Annotated in this window: 14 protein-coding genes; 6 read left to right on the top strand and 8 right to left on the bottom strand. The window is 59.9% G+C overall.

The window, feature by feature from the left end; translation table 11 throughout:
• Positions 1-3: 3 nt before the first annotated feature.
• Both dapA and AC07V8_RS22060 read right to left on the bottom strand, forming a co-directional pair.
• Entirely contained in the window at positions 4-855 is an 852-nt protein-coding gene (dapA, locus tag AC07V8_RS22055; protein ID WP_494680545.1) for a 4-hydroxy-tetrahydrodipicolinate synthase, read from the bottom strand.
• A 250-nt stretch (positions 856-1105) separates the two neighbouring features.
• The gene (locus AC07V8_RS22060; RefSeq protein WP_494680546.1) at positions 1106-1714 is read right to left on the bottom strand and encodes a glutathione S-transferase N-terminal domain-containing protein; all 609 of its coding nucleotides are present in this window, start codon (positions 1712-1714) and stop codon (positions 1106-1108) included.
• 229 nt (positions 1715-1943) lie between these two features.
• On the opposite strand from AC07V8_RS22060, the gene purB reads away from it, so the two are divergent.
• Positions 1944-3311 (top strand): adenylosuccinate lyase, encoded by a 1368-nt coding sequence (gene purB / locus AC07V8_RS22065; RefSeq protein WP_494680547.1) that lies wholly within the window; start codon positions 1944-1946, stop codon positions 3309-3311.
• A 96-nt stretch (positions 3312-3407) separates the two neighbouring features.
• On the opposite strand, the gene secF is transcribed toward purB, so the two are convergent.
• From secF to queA, 5 genes are all read right to left on the bottom strand, one after another.
• Positions 3408-4352 (bottom strand): protein translocase subunit SecF, encoded by a 945-nt coding sequence (secF, locus tag AC07V8_RS22070; protein ID WP_098495474.1) that lies wholly within the window; start codon positions 4350-4352, stop codon positions 3408-3410.
• Positions 4353-4460: 108 nt separating this feature from the next.
• Complete coding sequence (gene secD, locus AC07V8_RS22075; RefSeq protein ID WP_494680548.1) at positions 4461-6326, bottom strand: protein translocase subunit SecD; 1866 nt, start codon at positions 6324-6326, stop codon at positions 4461-4463.
• A 193-nt stretch (positions 6327-6519) separates the two neighbouring features.
• Positions 6520-6873: a preprotein translocase subunit YajC gene (gene yajC, locus AC07V8_RS22080; RefSeq protein ID WP_211444812.1), complete on the bottom strand. Its 354-nt coding sequence runs from the start codon at positions 6871-6873 to the stop codon at positions 6520-6522.
• Between the two features lie 216 nt (positions 6874-7089).
• Positions 7090-8217, bottom strand: a complete 1128-nt coding sequence (gene tgt, locus AC07V8_RS22085) for a tRNA guanosine(34) transglycosylase Tgt (protein ID WP_211444811.1) — start codon at positions 8215-8217, stop codon at positions 7090-7092.
• 24 nt (positions 8218-8241) lie between these two features.
• Positions 8242-9261 carry a tRNA preQ1(34) S-adenosylmethionine ribosyltransferase-isomerase QueA gene (gene queA, locus AC07V8_RS22090; protein ID WP_494680549.1) on the bottom strand — a complete coding sequence of 340 codons (1020 nt, stop codon included), beginning with the start codon at positions 9259-9261 and terminating at the stop codon, positions 8242-8244.
• Between the two features lie 166 nt (positions 9262-9427).
• On the opposite strand from queA, the gene recG reads away from it, so the two are divergent.
• From recG to AC07V8_RS22115, 5 genes are all read left to right on the top strand, one after another.
• Complete coding sequence (recG, locus tag AC07V8_RS22095) at positions 9428-11554, top strand: ATP-dependent DNA helicase RecG (RefSeq protein ID WP_494680550.1); 2127 nt, start codon at positions 9428-9430, stop codon at positions 11552-11554.
• A gap of 56 nt (positions 11555-11610) precedes the next feature.
• A complete protein-coding gene (locus AC07V8_RS22100; RefSeq protein ID WP_494680551.1) occupies positions 11611-12366 on the top strand; it encodes an alpha/beta fold hydrolase in 756 nt (251 codons plus the stop codon).
• 166 nt (positions 12367-12532) lie between these two features.
• Entirely contained in the window at positions 12533-13480 is a 948-nt protein-coding gene (locus tag AC07V8_RS22105) for a LysR substrate-binding domain-containing protein (protein WP_494680552.1), read from the top strand.
• A 77-nt stretch (positions 13481-13557) separates the two neighbouring features.
• Entirely contained in the window at positions 13558-14412 is an 855-nt protein-coding gene (ubiA, locus tag AC07V8_RS22110; RefSeq protein ID WP_494680553.1) for a 4-hydroxybenzoate octaprenyltransferase, read from the top strand.
• 70 nt (positions 14413-14482) lie between these two features.
• Positions 14483-14803 (top strand): ElaB/YgaM/YqjD family protein, encoded by a 321-nt coding sequence (locus AC07V8_RS22115; RefSeq protein WP_494680554.1) that lies wholly within the window; start codon positions 14483-14485, stop codon positions 14801-14803.
• A 159-nt stretch (positions 14804-14962) separates the two neighbouring features.
• On the opposite strand, the gene proC is transcribed toward AC07V8_RS22115, so the two are convergent.
• Complete coding sequence (proC, locus tag AC07V8_RS22120) at positions 14963-15787, bottom strand: pyrroline-5-carboxylate reductase (protein ID WP_494680558.1); 825 nt, start codon at positions 15785-15787, stop codon at positions 14963-14965.
• Between the last annotated feature and the right edge of the window lies 1 nt (position 15788).

Genomic DNA, 15788 nt, shown 5'->3' on the forward strand with positions numbered 1-15788 from the left:
ACACTATGCGAACTGCTGCAGCTGCGCGCGCAAGGCCGGGCTTGCCTTGGTCATCGGCGCCCGCAGCTCGTCGCTGATCCAGCCCTGCTGCGCCAGCATGGCCTTCAGCGGTCCCGGGCTGGCTTCGGCAAACATCAAGCGGATCAATGGCGCCAGCTCATGGAAGATAGCGCGCGCGTCATGCAGGCGCTGCTCGCTGACGGCGCGATACAAAGCGACAAAACGTTGCGGCTGCACATGCGCCGAGGCCGCGATCGCGCCGCTGCCGCCCATGCACAAGGTATTGAAAACGTTGCCGTCTTCGCCTGCCAGCACTTGCAGACGGCCGTCGGCAATCACGGCCTGGGTAGTGGCCGGCGAGCCGGAACAGTCTTTCACCGCCTGGATTTGCGGATGCGCCGCCAGCGTCAGCAGGGTCTGCAGTTCGATCTGCACGCCGGTGCGGTAAGGGATGTCGTATAGCACCAGCGGCAAGGGGCTAGCGTCGGCAAGGCTGCTGAAATGATCGAGCAGGCCTTGCTGCGAGGGCCGCACATAGTAAGGCGCCGGGATCAGGAAGCCGGCAATATCTGCGGCGCTGAAATGCAGCAAGCTTTCCCGCAGCTGGCCGCTATGGTTGCCGGCCAAGCCGACAATCACGGGCAAGCCGGCGGCGGCTTCGACGACGGTGGCGACCACGGCGCGCTGTTCAAGCTGGTCCAGCGCCGCGGCTTCGCCGGTGGTGCCGAGCGCGACCAGGCCGCTCACGCCTGCCTCGGCGTAACGATGCACCAGCTTGCGCAAGGCGGCGTGATCCACCTGCCCATGGCAAAACGGCGTCACCAGCGGCACCCAGATACCAGTAAAAATCGACATGACAAAACTCCTCAAGGAATTGACCGTTTAGGGCCCGTTCAGAGGTGCGAGGGAGTTTGCCTGCGGGATAATTTACCGAGAGCCTGCTGTTCCGTCGCCCATCTGACGGAACAGCGCGCTCCGGTCAGATGAGCTGCTGTTTTTTTGCTTTGACAACGCGGCACAATGCCGCTGCGCTGATAGCGGCAGCCTGGCATGTGGAAGGAAAATTCTGCGTTGTCATTGTTAATGATTGTAATCTGATGCTGGCTTATTGCGGAACAGTATCTTTGAACGACTGCCTTTCGGACAGTTTCTCGAACAGCTTGGCCAGCGTCGGATAGTCTTCGCGCCAGTTGATTTCCGGGAAGCGGAAACTGATCCAGCCCAGCGCGCAGCCCACCGCCACGTCAGCCAGCGAATAATGCGTGCCCGAGCAAAACGGCTTTTCCGCCAGGCCGGCAGACATCGCTTTCAGGCCGGCGTCGATCTTGCGCTGCTGGCGGTCGATCCAGGCCTGGCTGCGCAATTCCTCCGGCCGTTGCGTGCCTTCCAGGCGAATCAGCACACCGGCTTCCAGCACGCCGTCGGCCAGCGCTTCCCAGCATTTGACTTCGGAACGCTCGCGGCTATTGATCGGGATCAGCTTGCCGACCGGCGTCAGGGTATCGAGATACTCGACGATCACGTGCGAATCAAACATCGCGCCGCCATCTTCCATCACCAGGCAAGGCACCTTGCCCAGCGGGTTGGAAGCCTGAATCTTGGTATCAGGCGCCCACACGTCCTCCAGCACAAAGTCGTAATCAAGCTTCTTCTCCGCCATCACGACGCGGACTTTGCGAACAAAAGGACTACCCAGGGAACCGATCAGCTTCATATGTCACTTATGGTAAAAAATGTTGGCTGATTATAGCATTCGACATTGGCGACTTTGTTCATTGCCAACCAGGCCTGTGCGTAAAGCGGCATATTTACCACGGTGCAAATGGTAAAATTCGGTTTCGCTTGTTTTTGCCCGGCCTTGTTTCATTTTGCATTATGGAAACTATCGCCGCACCAGCCTTATCTTGATCCACCCGTCATCCACCTCTATAGCCGTCACTATCATGTCTCTTACCACGCTTTCCGCCCTGTCCCCGCTGGATGGCCGCTACGCTGCCAAAACCGACAAGTTGCGCCCGATCCTGTCCGAGGCCGGCTTCATGCACCACCGGGTCAAGGTTGAAATTGCCTGGCTGCAAGCATTATCCAATGCCGGCTTTGCCGAAATCAAGCCCTTCTCGGCCAGCGCCGGCGCCCTGCTCGACAAACTGGCAAGCGATTTCAGCGAAGCCGATGCGGAGCGCATCAAGGCCATCGAAGCCGTCACCAACCACGACGTCAAGGCCGTGGAGTACTGGCTCAAGGAACAGGTCAAGGACGTGCCTGAACTGGTGGCAGCGTCGGAATTCATCCACTTCGCCTGCACCTCGGAAGACATCAACAACACCTCGCACGGCATGATGCTGAAAGCGGCGCGCGACACCGTATTGTTGCCAGCCTTGCAGCAGCTGATCGCCAAGCTGACCGAACTGGCGCATGCCAACGCCGAACTGCCGATGATGTCGCGCACCCACGGCCAGCCGGCCAGCCCGACCACGCTCGGCAAGGAAATCGCCAATGTCGTGGCGCGCCTGCAACGCGCGGTCAAGCGTATCGGCGCAGTGGAAATCCTGGGCAAGATGAATGGCGCGGTCGGCAACTACAATGCCCACTTGTCCGCCTATCCCGACTTCGACTGGGAGAACTTCTCCAAGGACGTGATCGAGCAGCGCCTGGGCCTGACATTCAATCCCTACACCATCCAGATCGAGCCGCACGACTACATGGCCGAGCTGTTCGACGCCATCAGCCGCAGCAACACCATCCTGCTCGACTTGAACCGCGACATCTGGGGCTATATCTCGCTGGGTTATTTCAAGCAGCGCACCAAGGCCGGCGAAATCGGTTCGTCGACCATGCCGCACAAGGTCAACCCGATCGACTTTGAAAACTCCGAAGGCAACCTGGGCATGGCCAATGCCGTGCTCAAGCATATGTCGGAAAAGCTGCCGCTGTCGCGCTGGCAGCGTGACCTGACCGATTCCACCGTGCTGCGCAATATCGGCGTCGGCCTCGGCTATGCCATCCTGGCTTACGACAGCTGCCTGCGCGGCCTGAACAAGCTGGAAGTGAATCCGGCGCGCCTGGGTGAAGACCTGGACGCAACCTGGGAAGTGCTGGCTGAGCCGGTGCAGACCGTGATGCGCCGCTACGGCATCGAGAATCCCTACGAGCAGCTGAAAGACCTGACCCGCGGCAAGGGCATTTCCGAGGATGCGCTGCGCGAATTCATCCTCAAGCTGGAAATCCCGCAGGAAGCCAAGGATCATCTGCTGGCAATGACGCCGTCCAACTACATCGGACATGCTGCGCTACTGGCGAAGAAGATCTAAGTAACAGCAACAAAAAAATGGCTGCCAGACCGGCAGCCATTTTTTTGCCCGTAAAAAAACCAGCCCGCAGGCTGGTTTTTTTATTGCTGCAGACGCTTAGACCACCGCGCCATCAACGTCATCCTTTTCCTTGATCGGCTTGATCATATCTTCACGCTTGACGCCCAGCCACATCGCTACCGCTGCCGCCACGAATACCGAAGAGTAGATGCCGAACAGAATACCGATGGTCAGGGCCAGTGCAAAATAGTGCAGCGCCGGACCGCCGAACACGAACATCGACAACACCATGATTTCAGTGCTGCCGTGGGTGATGATGGTACGTGAAATGGTGCTGGTGATCGCATGGTTCATGACATCGGCCACCGCCAGCTTGCCGAAGCGGCGGTCGCGGAAGGTTTCACGCACGCGGTCGAACACCACTACCGATTCATTCACGGAGTAGCCCAGCACCGCCAGAATCGCCGCCAATACCGTCAGCGAGAATTCCCACTGGAAGAAGGCGAAGAAACCGAGAATGATCACCACGTCGTGCAAGTTGGCGATAATCGCCGCTACCGCGTACTTCCATTCGAAGCGGATGGCCAGGTAGATCATGATGCCGATCACCACGAACAGCAGCGCCATCAAGCCGTCATGCGCCAGCTCGTCGCCCACCTGCGGACCGACGAACTCGGTGCGCTTCAGGGTCACATCGGCGTCCTGCTTTTGCAAGGCAGTCAGCACCGTGGCGCTTTGCGCAGCCGAGTCTTCACCTTTCTTGGCCGGCAAGCGGATCATGACGTCTTGCGCTGTGCCGAAGTTGGTCACCTGGTTATCGGTATAGCCGAGACCTTCGACCGTCTTGCGGATGCTCTCGATATTGGCCGGCTTGGAATAGGCGACCTCGATCACCGTACCGCCGGTAAACTCGATCGACAGATGCAGGCCTTTCGAGAACAGGAAGAATACGGCGAATACAAACGTCAGCGCCGAAATCGCATTGAATATCAATGCATGGCGCATGAACGGAATATCTTTTTTGATACGGAAAAGTTCCATCACATTCCTTTTGGTTCACACCACTGGTTCTTGCTGTGCCGGCGCGCTGATGAAGCGCGGCGGCAACGTTATTGAATATCTATCGCGGTCCCGATTCGAGACTGCAGCTTAAGCCGTCGGCTTCCAGATCTGGCCGATCGACAAGCTGGTCAGTTTCTTCTTGCGGCCGTACCACAGATTGGCGAAACCGCGCGAGACGAACACCGCCGAGAAAATCGACGTCAGGATGCCCAGGCAGTGCACGACGGCAAAGCCGCGGATCGCGCCGGAACCGAAAATCAGCAATGCCAGGCCGGCGATCAGGGTGGTGACGTTGGAGTCCAGGATGGTGGCCCAGGCGCGGTCGAAGCCGATCGAGATCGCAGCCTGCGGCGAATTGCCGTTACGCAGTTCTTCGCGGATACGTTCGTTCACCAGCACGTTGGCGTCAATCGCAATACCCAGGGTCAGCGCAATCGCGGCGATACCTGGCAAGGTCAGGGTGGCCTGCAGAGTCGACAATACGGCGATCAGCAGCAGCAGGTTGACCGACAAGGCCAGCACGCTGAAGAAACCGAACAACATGTAATAGATGATCATGAACGCGGCGATCACGGCAAAACCGTACATGGTCGAGTCAAAACCCTTCTTGATGTTCTCGGCGCCCAGTTGCGGGCCGATGGTGCGTTCTTCGATGATGGTCATCGGCGCCGCCAGGGAACCGGCGCGCAGCAGCAGCGCCAGGTCGGCCGCCGCTTCCGTCGAGCCCATGCCGGTGATCTGGAAGCGCGAACCGAGCTCGCTCTGGATCGTCGCCACGGTCAGGACTTCGCCCTTGCCTTTTTCAAACAGCACGATCGCCATTGCCTTGCCGACCTTGCCGCGGGTCGCGTCGCGCATCTTGCGGCCGCCGTCGCCGTTGAGGTCGAGGCTGACTGAAGGCTGCTGGTTCTGGTCATAGCTGACGGCGGCGCTGGAAATATAGTCGCCGGTCAGGACCGGGTCCTTGTACAGCACTACCGGCGCATTCTTGCCGACCTTGAACAGTTCGGAGCCGAACGGGATGGCGGCAGTCGCTTCGGTGCCGCGCGTGACCGATTCGTCCACCATGCGCACTTCCAGCGTCGCGGTACGGCCGATGATGTCCTTGGCGCGCGAGACGTCCTGCACCCCAGGCATCTGCACCACGATGCGGTCCGCGCCCTGGCGCTGGATGATCGGTTCGCTCACGCCCAGCTCATTGACCCGCTTCGACAGCGTGGTGATGTTTTGAGTAACGCCGTTGTCGACGATCTGCTTGAGCGCTTCCGGCTTCAGCGACGCGGTCAGCATCGGATCGGAACCGGCAACCGGCGGCGCTATCTGGATCGACATTTCCGTCAGCTGCGGCGTCAGGATATTGCGCGCCTTGTTGAGCGTATCCTGGTCGCGGAAACTGATTTCGATGGTGTCGCCATTGCGGTTGATGCCGCTGTAGCGGATATCCTTGTCGCGCAATTCGCTGCGGACGCTGGCTTGCAAACCTTGCAGGCGCTTGTTGATGACCGCCTTGGTGTCGACCTGCATCAGGAAGTGCACGCCGCCGCGCAAGTCCAGGCCCAGGTACATCGGGAACGCATGGATGGCTTGCAGCCAGTGCGGGGTATTCGGCACCAGGTTGAAGGCGACCACATAGACCGGATCGGTCGGGTCGGTATTCAGGTTTTGTTCCAGCAGGGCCTTGGCCTTGAACTGGGTGTCGGTATCGTGGAAACGGGCGCGTACCGTGCCTTGGGCGCCGGCGTTCTCAAACGTGACGCTGTCGGTCGACAAATTGCCTTGCTTCAGCACTTGCGACACCCGATCGGCCAGCGAACTGTCGACCTTGAGGGTCGATTTGCCGCTGCTGACCTGTACCGCCGGCGATTCGCCAAAAAGATTCGGTATGGTGTACAGCACGCCGAACAGCAGCGCGACGACGATCAGAATATATTTCCAGAGAGGATAGCGATTCATATTGATTCAGCGTTCTGTGAGAGTCTCAGAGGGAGTCTCTTGCTTGCATGGTTGATGCAGCCGATGCCCCGCGTGCAATGTCTTGCGGTACTGCGTTTGTGGCATTGCGCCGCCTGGCTCTTTTTTATTCCGGACTTTACATTTGAAGAGAGCACCCGCCTGGATGCTCTCGTTCCATCAGTCGGGCGCCTGCTTACAGTGCCGTCTTGATCGTGCCCTTTGGCAGCAATGTAGTGACCGAACCCTTTTGCACCACGACTTCAGTGCCGCTGGCGATTTCCAGGGTGACGTAGCCGTCGGCAACCTTGGTGATCTTGCCCAGCATGCCGCCGGCCGTCACGACTTCATCGCCCTTGCCCAGCGCATCCATCATGGCTTTCTGTTCTTTCTGACGCTTCATTTGCGGACGAATCATCAGGAAGTACAGCACCACGAACATCAGGATGATCGGCAAAAAGCTGGTCAGGTTGCCGCTCAGGCCGAATGGGCCAGCAGCCGCGGTAGCCGCAGGTGCAGTTTGCGCGTAAGCGCTAGAAATAATTGACACGAGTTGCTCCAGGTAATAGTTTGAAAATAGCCCAGCATTCTAGCATTGGGTAACGGCATGCAACCATCCAGCCGCTCCCCGGCGCTATATATTGCCGGGAAAATCGGCCAACCCGCTGCCACTATAGTAGGCGTCGGCAGATTGGACCAGTGTGCTTAGAGCCGTTTGGCGGGAAATAGTTGCAAAATACATACTTCCGCCAGGCAATCCACTTCTTTATACGCCGCGCGCCCGGTCCAGGTGGAACTGAGTCACAAATACGCTGAACTGCCCGACGTCCAGCGCTGCCCGGATATTTTTCATCAGATCCAGGTAATAATGCAGATTGTGTATCGTATTCAGGCGCGCGCCAAGGATTTCGCCGGTGCGATGCAAATGATGCAAGTAGGCGCGCGAAAAATTGCGGCAGGCGTAGCAGCCGCAGGTTTCGTCCAGCGGCTTTTCATCGTCCTTGTAGCGGGCATTCTTGATCTTCAGGTCGCCGAAGCGGGTAAACAGCCAGCCGTTGCGGGCGTTACGGGTCGGCATCACGCAATCGAACATGTCGACGCCGTTTTCGACGCCGGCCACCAGGTCTTCCGGCGTGCCGACGCCCATCAGATAGTGCGGCTTGTCGGCCGGCAGGCGCGGGCCGATATGCTCCAGCACGCGCATCATTTCTTCCTTCGGCTCGCCGACCGACAGGCCGCCGATGGCGATGCCATGGAAACCGACATCTTCGAGGCCGGCCAGCGACTCGTCGCGCAGGTTTTCAAACATGCCGCCCTGGACGATGCCGAACAGCGCGTTCGGATTTTCCAGCTGGTCGAACTCGTTCTTGGAACGCTTGGCCCAGCGCAGCGACATGCGCATCGATTGCGCCGCCTCCTCGCTGGTAGCGGGACGGCCGTCGATTTCGTAGGGCGTGCATTCATCGAACTGCATCACGATGTCGGAATTCAGCGATTTCTGGATCTGCATCGACACCTCGGGCGAGAGGAACAGCTTGTCGCCATTGATCGGCGAGGAAAATTTCACGCCCTCTTCGGTAATCTTGCGCATCGCGCCCAGCGAAAACACCTGGAAGCCGCCGGAATCGGTCAGGACCGGCTTGTCCCAGCCCATGAACTTGTGCAGGCCGTTGAATTTATCGATCACCTCGGTGCCGGGCCGCAGCCATAGATGAAAGGTATTGCCGAGAATGATCTGCGCCTCGATCTCGACCAGCTCCAGCGGCGACATCGCCTTGACCGAGCCGTAAGTGCCGACCGGCATGAAAATCGGCGTTTCAACCGTGCCGTGGTTCAGTTTCAGACGGCCGCGACGGGCTTTGCCTTCGGTTTTTATCAGGGTAAATTCAAGCATGAATGGTATTTTCAACAATCAAAATTAAACGGTGTAAGTAAGCAGCATGGCGTCGCCGTAGCTAAAGAAGCGATAGTGCTGGGCGATGGCATGGGCATAGGCGGCACGTATGCGGTCATAGCCGGCAAAAGCCGAGACCAGCATCAGCAAGGTCGACTTCGGCAAGTGGAAATTCGTGATCAGGCGGTCCACGGTCTTGAAGCGGTAACCGGGCGTGATGAACAAGGCGGTATCGGCGCTGCCGGCCTGCAAGGCGCCCGACTGCGAAGCCGACTCCAGCGCCCGCAGGCTGGTGGTGCCGACCGCGATCACCTTGCCGCCGGCCGCCTTGGCGCCGCGCACCGCATCCACCGTGGCGTCGCTGATGGTGTACCACTCGCTGTGCATCTTGTGTTCCGCCAGGTTTTCGCTGCGCACCGGCTGGAAGGTGCCGGCGCCTACGTGCAGCGTGACATAGGCGAAGACTATGCCCTTCTGGCGCAGTTGTTCCAGCAATGCCTGGTCAAAATGCAAACCCGCAGTCGGCGCAGCCACGGCGCCGGCATGCTTGGCGTAGACGGTTTGATAACGGGTCTCATCGAAAGCATCGGCATCGTGCTCGATATACGGCGGCAGCGGCAGGCGGCCGTGGGCATCGATCAATTCGAACACATTGCCGGGAAACTGCAGCGTATAGAATTCGCCGACCCGCTCGCCCACCGTGACGTCGAAAGCATCGGCCAGGCGAATCCTGGCGCCGGCCGGCGGCGATTTCGAGGCGCGCACCTGGGCGTGCACGGTGCGGTCGTCCACCACCCGCTCGACCAGCACCTCGACCTTGCCGCCGGTTTCCTTGATGCCGAAGAAGCGCGCCTTGAGCACCCGGGTATCGTTAAACACCAGCAGATCGCCGGCATTGAGCTGCTCGACAATGTCAGTGAATTGACGATCTATTAATTGTTCGCCGTCCAGGTGCAGCAATCGCGAGGCGCTGCGCTCGGCCAAGGGCGTTTGCGCGATCAGTTCTGGCGGCAGGTCGAAGTCGTAATCGGAAAGAGAATGCATGCTCGGATAAATAATGAAATAAGGCTCGGGTTGCCATTGCAGCCATAGGCTTTACAATGGCAAACGCTGGAAATCCGGACAGGATACCGCGATTGACAAGCAAGCCCGTGAGCAAACCCGCTATTTTACGCCCTGCCGCCGTCCAGCCACCCATTAACAGTCCGATATGCCAGCTCCAAAGCGAAAACCTGCCGCCAAACCTGCCCCCGCCCCAGCCGCGAACTCCCGCGCCAGCAAGCTGGAGAAGCTCGGCTTGCGCACCGACATGGACCTGGTTTTGCACCTGCCGCTGCGCTACGAGGACGAAACCGAGGTCGTCAGCATCCGCCAGGCAGGCATGATGGGCGCCAGCATCGCCCAGGTAGAAGGGGTAGTCAGCTCTTGCGAGATCCAGTACCGGCCGCGGCGCCAGCTGATCGTCACGATCGCCGACGACAGCGGCCAGCTGGTGATGCGCTTCCTGAATTTCTACGGCAGCCAGACCAAGCAGCTGGCGGTCGGCACCCGGGTTCGCGCGCGCGGTGAAATCCGCCATGGTTTTTTCGGCGCCGAGGTGGTCCATCCGAATTATAAGGTGGTGCTGGAAGGCGCGCCGCTGCCCGAGGTCCTGACGCCGGTGTATCCGGCCGGCGAAGGGCTGTCGCAAGTATTCCTGCGCAAGGCGATCGCCGACGCCATGCAGCGCGTCGAATGGCGCGACACCTTGTCGCCGGCGCAGCTGGCGGCGCAGCAGCTCAGCCCGTTCGAAGACGCCGTGCGCCTGCTGCACAACCCGCCGCCCGACGTCGATGAACACGCGCTGGAAGACCGTTCGCATCCGGCCTGGGTCAGGATGAAATTCGACGAGCTGCTGGCCCAGCAGCTGTCTTTGAAACGCGCCCAGGTTGCGCGCCGCGCCAAGAATGCGCGGGCCTTGCCGCTGGTCGGAAAATTGTCGTCGGCCTTCCTCGCTACCTTGCCGTTTACCTTGACCAAGGCGCAGCAGCGGGTGGTGGCCGAGATCAGCGAAGACTTGCGCGCCTCGTTTCCGATGCAGCGCCTACTGCAAGGCGATGTCGGCAGCGGCAAGACCGTGGTGGCGGCGCTGGCGGCAGCCCAGGCCATCGACAGCGGCTACCAGGCGGTGCTGATGGCGCCCACCGAAATCCTGGCAGACCAGCATTTCCGCAAGATCGCCGCCTGGATGGAGCCGCTCGGCGTGCAGGTCGCCTGGCTCACCGGCAGCCTGAAAAAGAAGGAAAAGCTGGCGGCGCAAGCCATGATCGAATCCGGCGTCGCGCAGCTGGTGATCGGCACCCACGCCCTGATACAGGACAGCGTGCAGTTCGCCAAGCTGGGGCTGGTGATCGTCGATGAACAGCACCGCTTCGGCGTCGGCCAGCGGCTGGCGTTGCGCAACAAGACCACTTCCGAGAACGGCGGCGGCGAAGCACCGGCGGCGGCGAAAACCGCGGCGGTGGTGCCGCATCAGCTGATGATGAGCGCCACGCCGATTCCACGCACTCTGGCGATGACTTATTACGCCGACCTGGAAATCTCGGTGATCGACGAATTGCCGCCGGGCCGCACGCCTATCGTCACGCGCGCGGTCGACCAGATACGGCGCGACGAAGTGATCGCGCGCGTCCACGCCGCCGTCCAGGACGGCCGCCAGGCTTACTGGGTCTGTCCGCTGATCGAAGAGTCGGAAGCCTTGCAGTTGCAGACCGCGAGCGAGACCTATGCCATGCTGGCGGAAGCGCTGCCCGACCTGCGCGTCGGCCTGGTGCATGGCCGCCTCAAGCAGGCTGAGAAGCAGGAAGTAATGGATGCCTTCAGCGCCGGCGAATGCCATGTGCTGGTGGCCACCACCGTGATTGAAGTCGGGGTCGATGTGCCGAACGCTTCGCTGATGGTGATCGAGCATGCGGAACGCTTCGGCCTGTCGCAGCTGCACCAGCTGCGCGGCCGGGTTGGACGCGGTTCCGCAGCCAGCGTATGCTTGTTGTTATACCAAAGCCCGCTCGGCCATATCGCCAAGCAGCGCCTGATGACCATGCGCGAAACCACCGACGGTTTTGAAATCGCCCGGCGCGACCTGGAAATCCGCGGTCCCGGCGAATTCCTTGGCGCACGGCAGTCGGGCCAGGCCATGCTGCGCTTCGCCGACCTGATGACCGACCAATGGCTGGTCGACCGTGCGCGCGAACTGGCGCATGACTTGTTGCAAAATCCGACGTCCGAAAACACGGCGACCGTGAACATGCATCTCGCGCGCTGGCTCGGTCAACGAGAAGATTTCCTGAAGGTGTAGCCAGCCTTGGCAGCAACCGCGTTTTGAATGATTTTATCCAATGACAAGAGCACGCCATGAAAACAATGGTTACATCTGCAGACCGATTTCATTTGCGCTACCATCAAGTCAACAATGGCGACGATACGTTGCTATTTATTCCAGGACTGGGGGGAGCCGCTTCGTGGGACTATTTACCCTTGGTTGCTGACGAGGCTTATCCATCCGTTCGAACTTTACTCCCGGACTTGCTTGGCACAGGTTATAGCCACAAACCTCTTGATTACCCCTATACGCCTACTGCCTATGCCGAGCAACTGAACACCCTGCTGCAAATTGAAGGCATAGGGAAAATCCATATTGTCGCCCACAGTATAGGCTGCCTGACGGCGTTAACGCTGGTTCAGCAATATCAGGGGCCAATTGAACAGCTTATTTTGTGTGAACCAGGTCCGACTCCGTTTGGCGAAGAACTGCTGAAGACAATATCGGCAAAGTCTGAAGCTGAATTTGCCGCACAAGGCTATGCGTCTTTTATTGAACACGTAGAAAATACGATTTCCCCTATCTGGGCAGGCAGCTTGCGTTACTGCCTGCCACAATACATATATCGCCTGAGTAAGGCGGTGCTGAATATGGATTACAGTGCGCTTTATTCCAGCTTGCCCATGTTGCCGGCAAGACGGCGCACAGCTATTTATTCCAGCCAGACTCTGCCGTCGCCTTCCTTGTTTGACAACATCATCGTACTGGAGAGTGAAAGTCACTTCCCGGCTTATGACTGCCCGTCGCTGCTGGCAGAAGCATTGACGCAGGCAATCGGCTTCGATTAGCTGATGTTTGCACCGGTAACGGCGTCACCGGCTGCACCATGCCTGCTGGAAGGCGCGGCAGGCAAAAGGAAAACCACATGTATTCCAATGCGTATCCACGCGGACATCGCATCGCCACACTCAGCATGGCGCTACAATCTCTCTAAAAATATGCGAAGATAACAACATGACTCTGACCGAACTCAAATATATCGTCGCGGTAGCGCGCGTAAAGCACTTTGGCCATGCGGCGGAAGCCTGCTTTGTGGCGCAGCCGACTCTCTCCGTCGCCATCAAGAAGCTGGAAGACGAGCTGGGCGTGGTGATCTTCGAAAGAGGCGGCACCGAGATTTCGGTGACGCCGCTGGGCGCGCAGATCGTGGCGCAGGCGGAACGGGTGCTGGAACAGACCGCCACCATCCGCGAAATCGCCAACCAGAACAAGGATCCGCTGGCCGGACCGCTGCGCCTCGGCATCATCTACACCGTCGGCCCCTATCTGCTGCCGCCGCTGGTGAAAACCATGATCGAGCAAGTGCCGCAGATGCCGCTGGTGCTGCAGGAAAATTTCACCGTGCGCCTGCTGGAGCTGCTTCGCCAGGGCGAACTGGACGCCGCCATCATCGCCCTGCCGTTTCCCGAACACGGCCTGATGGTGCAGCCGCTGTACGACGAACCGTTCGTGGTGGCGCTGCCCAAGCACCATGCCTGGGCCGAACGCGCCAGCATCAGCGCCCAGGACCTGAAATCGGAAACCATGCTGTTGCTGGGCAACGGCCATTGCTTCCGCGACCAGGTGCTGGAAGTGTGCCCGGAAATGTCGCGCTTCTCGACCACCGGCGACGGCATCGCCCGCACCTTTGAAGGCTCTTCGCTGGAAACCATACGCCACATGGTGGCTTCCGGCATCGGCATCACCGTGCTGCCGCAAGCGTCCGTGCCCGACCTCGCCGCCAAGGACGGCATGCTGCGCTATGTGCCGTTTACCGCGCCGGGGCCGTCGCGCCGCGTCGTCATCGTCTGGCGCAAGAGCTTTACCCGCCACGCCGCCATCGAAGCAGTGCAGAAGGCCGTGCTGGCCTGCGGCCTGAAAGGCGTGAGCCTGCTGCATGACGCAGTAGCCATCGAAGGCTGAACCGGCCCCGGCCGCTGTCTTCACCGAGACCTTTTACAGGTCTCTTTTTTTGTTTATCCAGTCCGCAATATATCGCCATGAATCGCCTCAAACTCTATTTTCAGCTGGTCCGCCTGAACAAACCCATCGGCATCCTGCTGCTGCTGTGGCCGACCCTGGCCGCCCTGTGGCTGGCGGCCGGCGGCAAGCCGGCCTGGAGGCTGGTGGCGATCTTCTGCGCCGGCACCGCGCTGATGCGTTCGGCCGGCTGCGCCATCAACGATTTCGCCGACCGCGATTTCGACAAGCATGTCAAACGCACCGCCGAACGGCCGCTCACCAGCGGCAAGATCGCCGCCTGGGAAGCCGTCATGGTGGCGGTGCTGCTGACCTTGCTGTCGCTGCTGCTGATCCTGCCGCTCAACACGCTGACCAAGGAACTGTCGGTGATCGCGGTGATCGTCGCCGGCAGCTATCCCTACTTCAAGCGCTTCTTCGCGATTCCGCAAGCCTATCTCGGCATCGCCTTCGGCTTCGGCATTCCGATGGGCTTTGCCGCCGTCCAGGGCACGGTGCCGATGGCGGCGTGGCTGCTGCTGGTCGCCAATGTGTTCTGGGCAGTGGCCTACGATACCGAATACGCCATGGTCGACCGCGACGACGACCTCAAGATCGGCATCCGCACCTCGGCGATCACTTTCGGCCGCTACGACGTGCTGGCGATCATGCTTTGTTATGCGGCCAGTTTGGGTTTAGTATTTGCTGTAGGCTGGCAGTACGGCCTGCGCGGCTGGTTCAGCGCCGGCATGCTGCTGGCGGCCGCTTGCGCGCTTTATCACTACCGCCTGATCCGCAGCCGCGACCGGGACGGCTGCTTTGCCGCTTTCCGCCACAACAACTGGCTGGGGGCGGCGGTATTTGCCGGCATTGCGCTGGACTACGCTCTGCATTGAGAATCCTGCGACATTTTATGTGATATATTAGATAACATTTTTCCCCGCAATCCACATTGAAGAGGCAAACATGGCTACTACCGACAACGTAAAAGAGATGCGCGACAATCTGGCAGGCGAACTCAAATCGGTCATCAAGGACGCAGAAAACCTGCTCGACGATACCCAAGACCACGCTGAAACCAAGTACAACCAGGCGCGCGCAAAACTGAAAGCGGCGCTGGACACCGCCAAATCGGAATTGCCGAAAGCGACCAAGAAAGCGGTCGAAAAGACCAGGCACGCTGCCCACGTGACCGACGAATACGTCGGCGACAATCCATGGAAGGCAGTCAGCGTGGCTGCTGTCATCGGCTTGCTGGCTGGCCTGGCGATCGGCCGCAACAGATAAGATCTGCAACCTTCTGCAACACAAAAAGACAACGCCCATCGCAATACGATGGGCGTTGTTTTTTTGTAGGGTGGGCAAATTTTTTGCCCACGCGTTAGCAGCATACACAGGGGGACGCAATTGAAGTCGCGCGTGGGCACGCTGTGCCCACATCCTACGTCAATCGCGCCCGAACTCGTCGCCCAGTTCCTGCCCGCGCGCCGCAGCCGCCTTGATGGCGTTGACGATGGCCTGCCTGACGCCGGCATTTTCCATGCTGGTCAGCGCGGCATAGGTAGTGCCGCCTTTCGAGGTTACGCGCTCGCGCAGCAGGGCAACCGGCTCCGCCGATTGCGCCGCCAGTTGCGCCGCGCCGGTAAACGTCGCCTTGGCCAGCTCAATGCCCTGCTCCGCGGTCAGCCCCAGCTCCTGTGCCGCCTGCTGCATCGCCTCGATGAAATAGAACACATAGGCCGGCCCGCTGCCGGACACCGCCGTCACCGCATCGATCTTTGTTTCGTCGTCCAGCCACACCGTGGCGCCTACTGCCTGCATGATCAGGTCGGCGGTTTCGCGCTGCTGCGGCGATACGCCGGCGCCGGCGATCATGCCGGTGATGCCCTTGCCGATCAGCGCCGGCGTATTCGGCATGCAGCGCACGATGACGTCATGGCCGCCCAGCCAGCGCGACATGTCGGCAGCGCGGATGCCGGCGGCGATCGACAGCACCATTTGCGTTGTGAGGTAGGGCCGCAGCTGGCCGATTACCTGTTTCATCTGCTGCGGCTTGACCGCCAGCACGATGACGTCGCTGACGCTGACCATGGCGTCGATCTCACTGGCCGGCGTGACGCCGAAGCGCTGCGTCAAACTCTGCAAGGCCTCCAGGTTGGGATCGATGACATGGATATTGCCGCCGTCGGTGACCTTGCCTGCCAGGCCGCCGATCAGTGCGGCCGCCATATTGCCGCCGCCGATGAAACTGATGTTCAACTGTTTTTTCATG

This window comes from Collimonas sp. GW821-FHT02H07 (assembly GCF_059421505.1).

Excerpts from the sequence above, each read along its gene's own strand:
- dapA (WP_494680545.1), bottom strand. The coding sequence starts at position 855 with ATGTCGATTTTTACTGGTATCTGGGTGCCGCTGGTGACGCCGTTTTGC.
- AC07V8_RS22060 (WP_494680546.1), bottom strand. The coding sequence starts at position 1,714 with ATGAAGCTGATCGGTTCCCTGGGTAGTCCTTTTGTTCGCAAAGTCCGC.
- purB (WP_494680547.1), top strand. The coding sequence starts at position 1,944 with ATGTCTCTTACCACGCTTTCCGCCCTGTCCCCGCTGGATGGCCGCTAC.
- secF (WP_098495474.1), bottom strand. The coding sequence starts at position 4,352 with ATGGAACTTTTCCGTATCAAAAAAGATATTCCGTTCATGCGCCATGCA.
- secD (WP_494680548.1), bottom strand. The coding sequence starts at position 6,326 with ATGAATCGCTATCCTCTCTGGAAATATATTCTGATCGTCGTCGCGCTG.
- tgt (WP_211444811.1), bottom strand. The coding sequence starts at position 8,217 with ATGCTTGAATTTACCCTGATAAAAACCGAAGGCAAAGCCCGTCGCGGC.
- queA (WP_494680549.1), bottom strand. The coding sequence starts at position 9,261 with ATGCATTCTCTTTCCGATTACGACTTCGACCTGCCGCCAGAACTGATC.
- recG (WP_494680550.1), top strand. The coding sequence starts at position 9,428 with ATGCCAGCTCCAAAGCGAAAACCTGCCGCCAAACCTGCCCCCGCCCCA.
- AC07V8_RS22100 (WP_494680551.1), top strand. The coding sequence starts at position 11,611 with ATGAAAACAATGGTTACATCTGCAGACCGATTTCATTTGCGCTACCAT.
- AC07V8_RS22105 (WP_494680552.1), top strand. The coding sequence starts at position 12,533 with ATGACTCTGACCGAACTCAAATATATCGTCGCGGTAGCGCGCGTAAAG.
- ubiA (WP_494680553.1), top strand. The coding sequence starts at position 13,558 with ATGAATCGCCTCAAACTCTATTTTCAGCTGGTCCGCCTGAACAAACCC.
- AC07V8_RS22115 (WP_494680554.1), top strand. The coding sequence starts at position 14,483 with ATGGCTACTACCGACAACGTAAAAGAGATGCGCGACAATCTGGCAGGC.
- proC (WP_494680558.1), bottom strand. The coding sequence starts at position 15,787 with ATGAAAAAACAGTTGAACATCAGTTTCATCGGCGGCGGCAATATGGCG.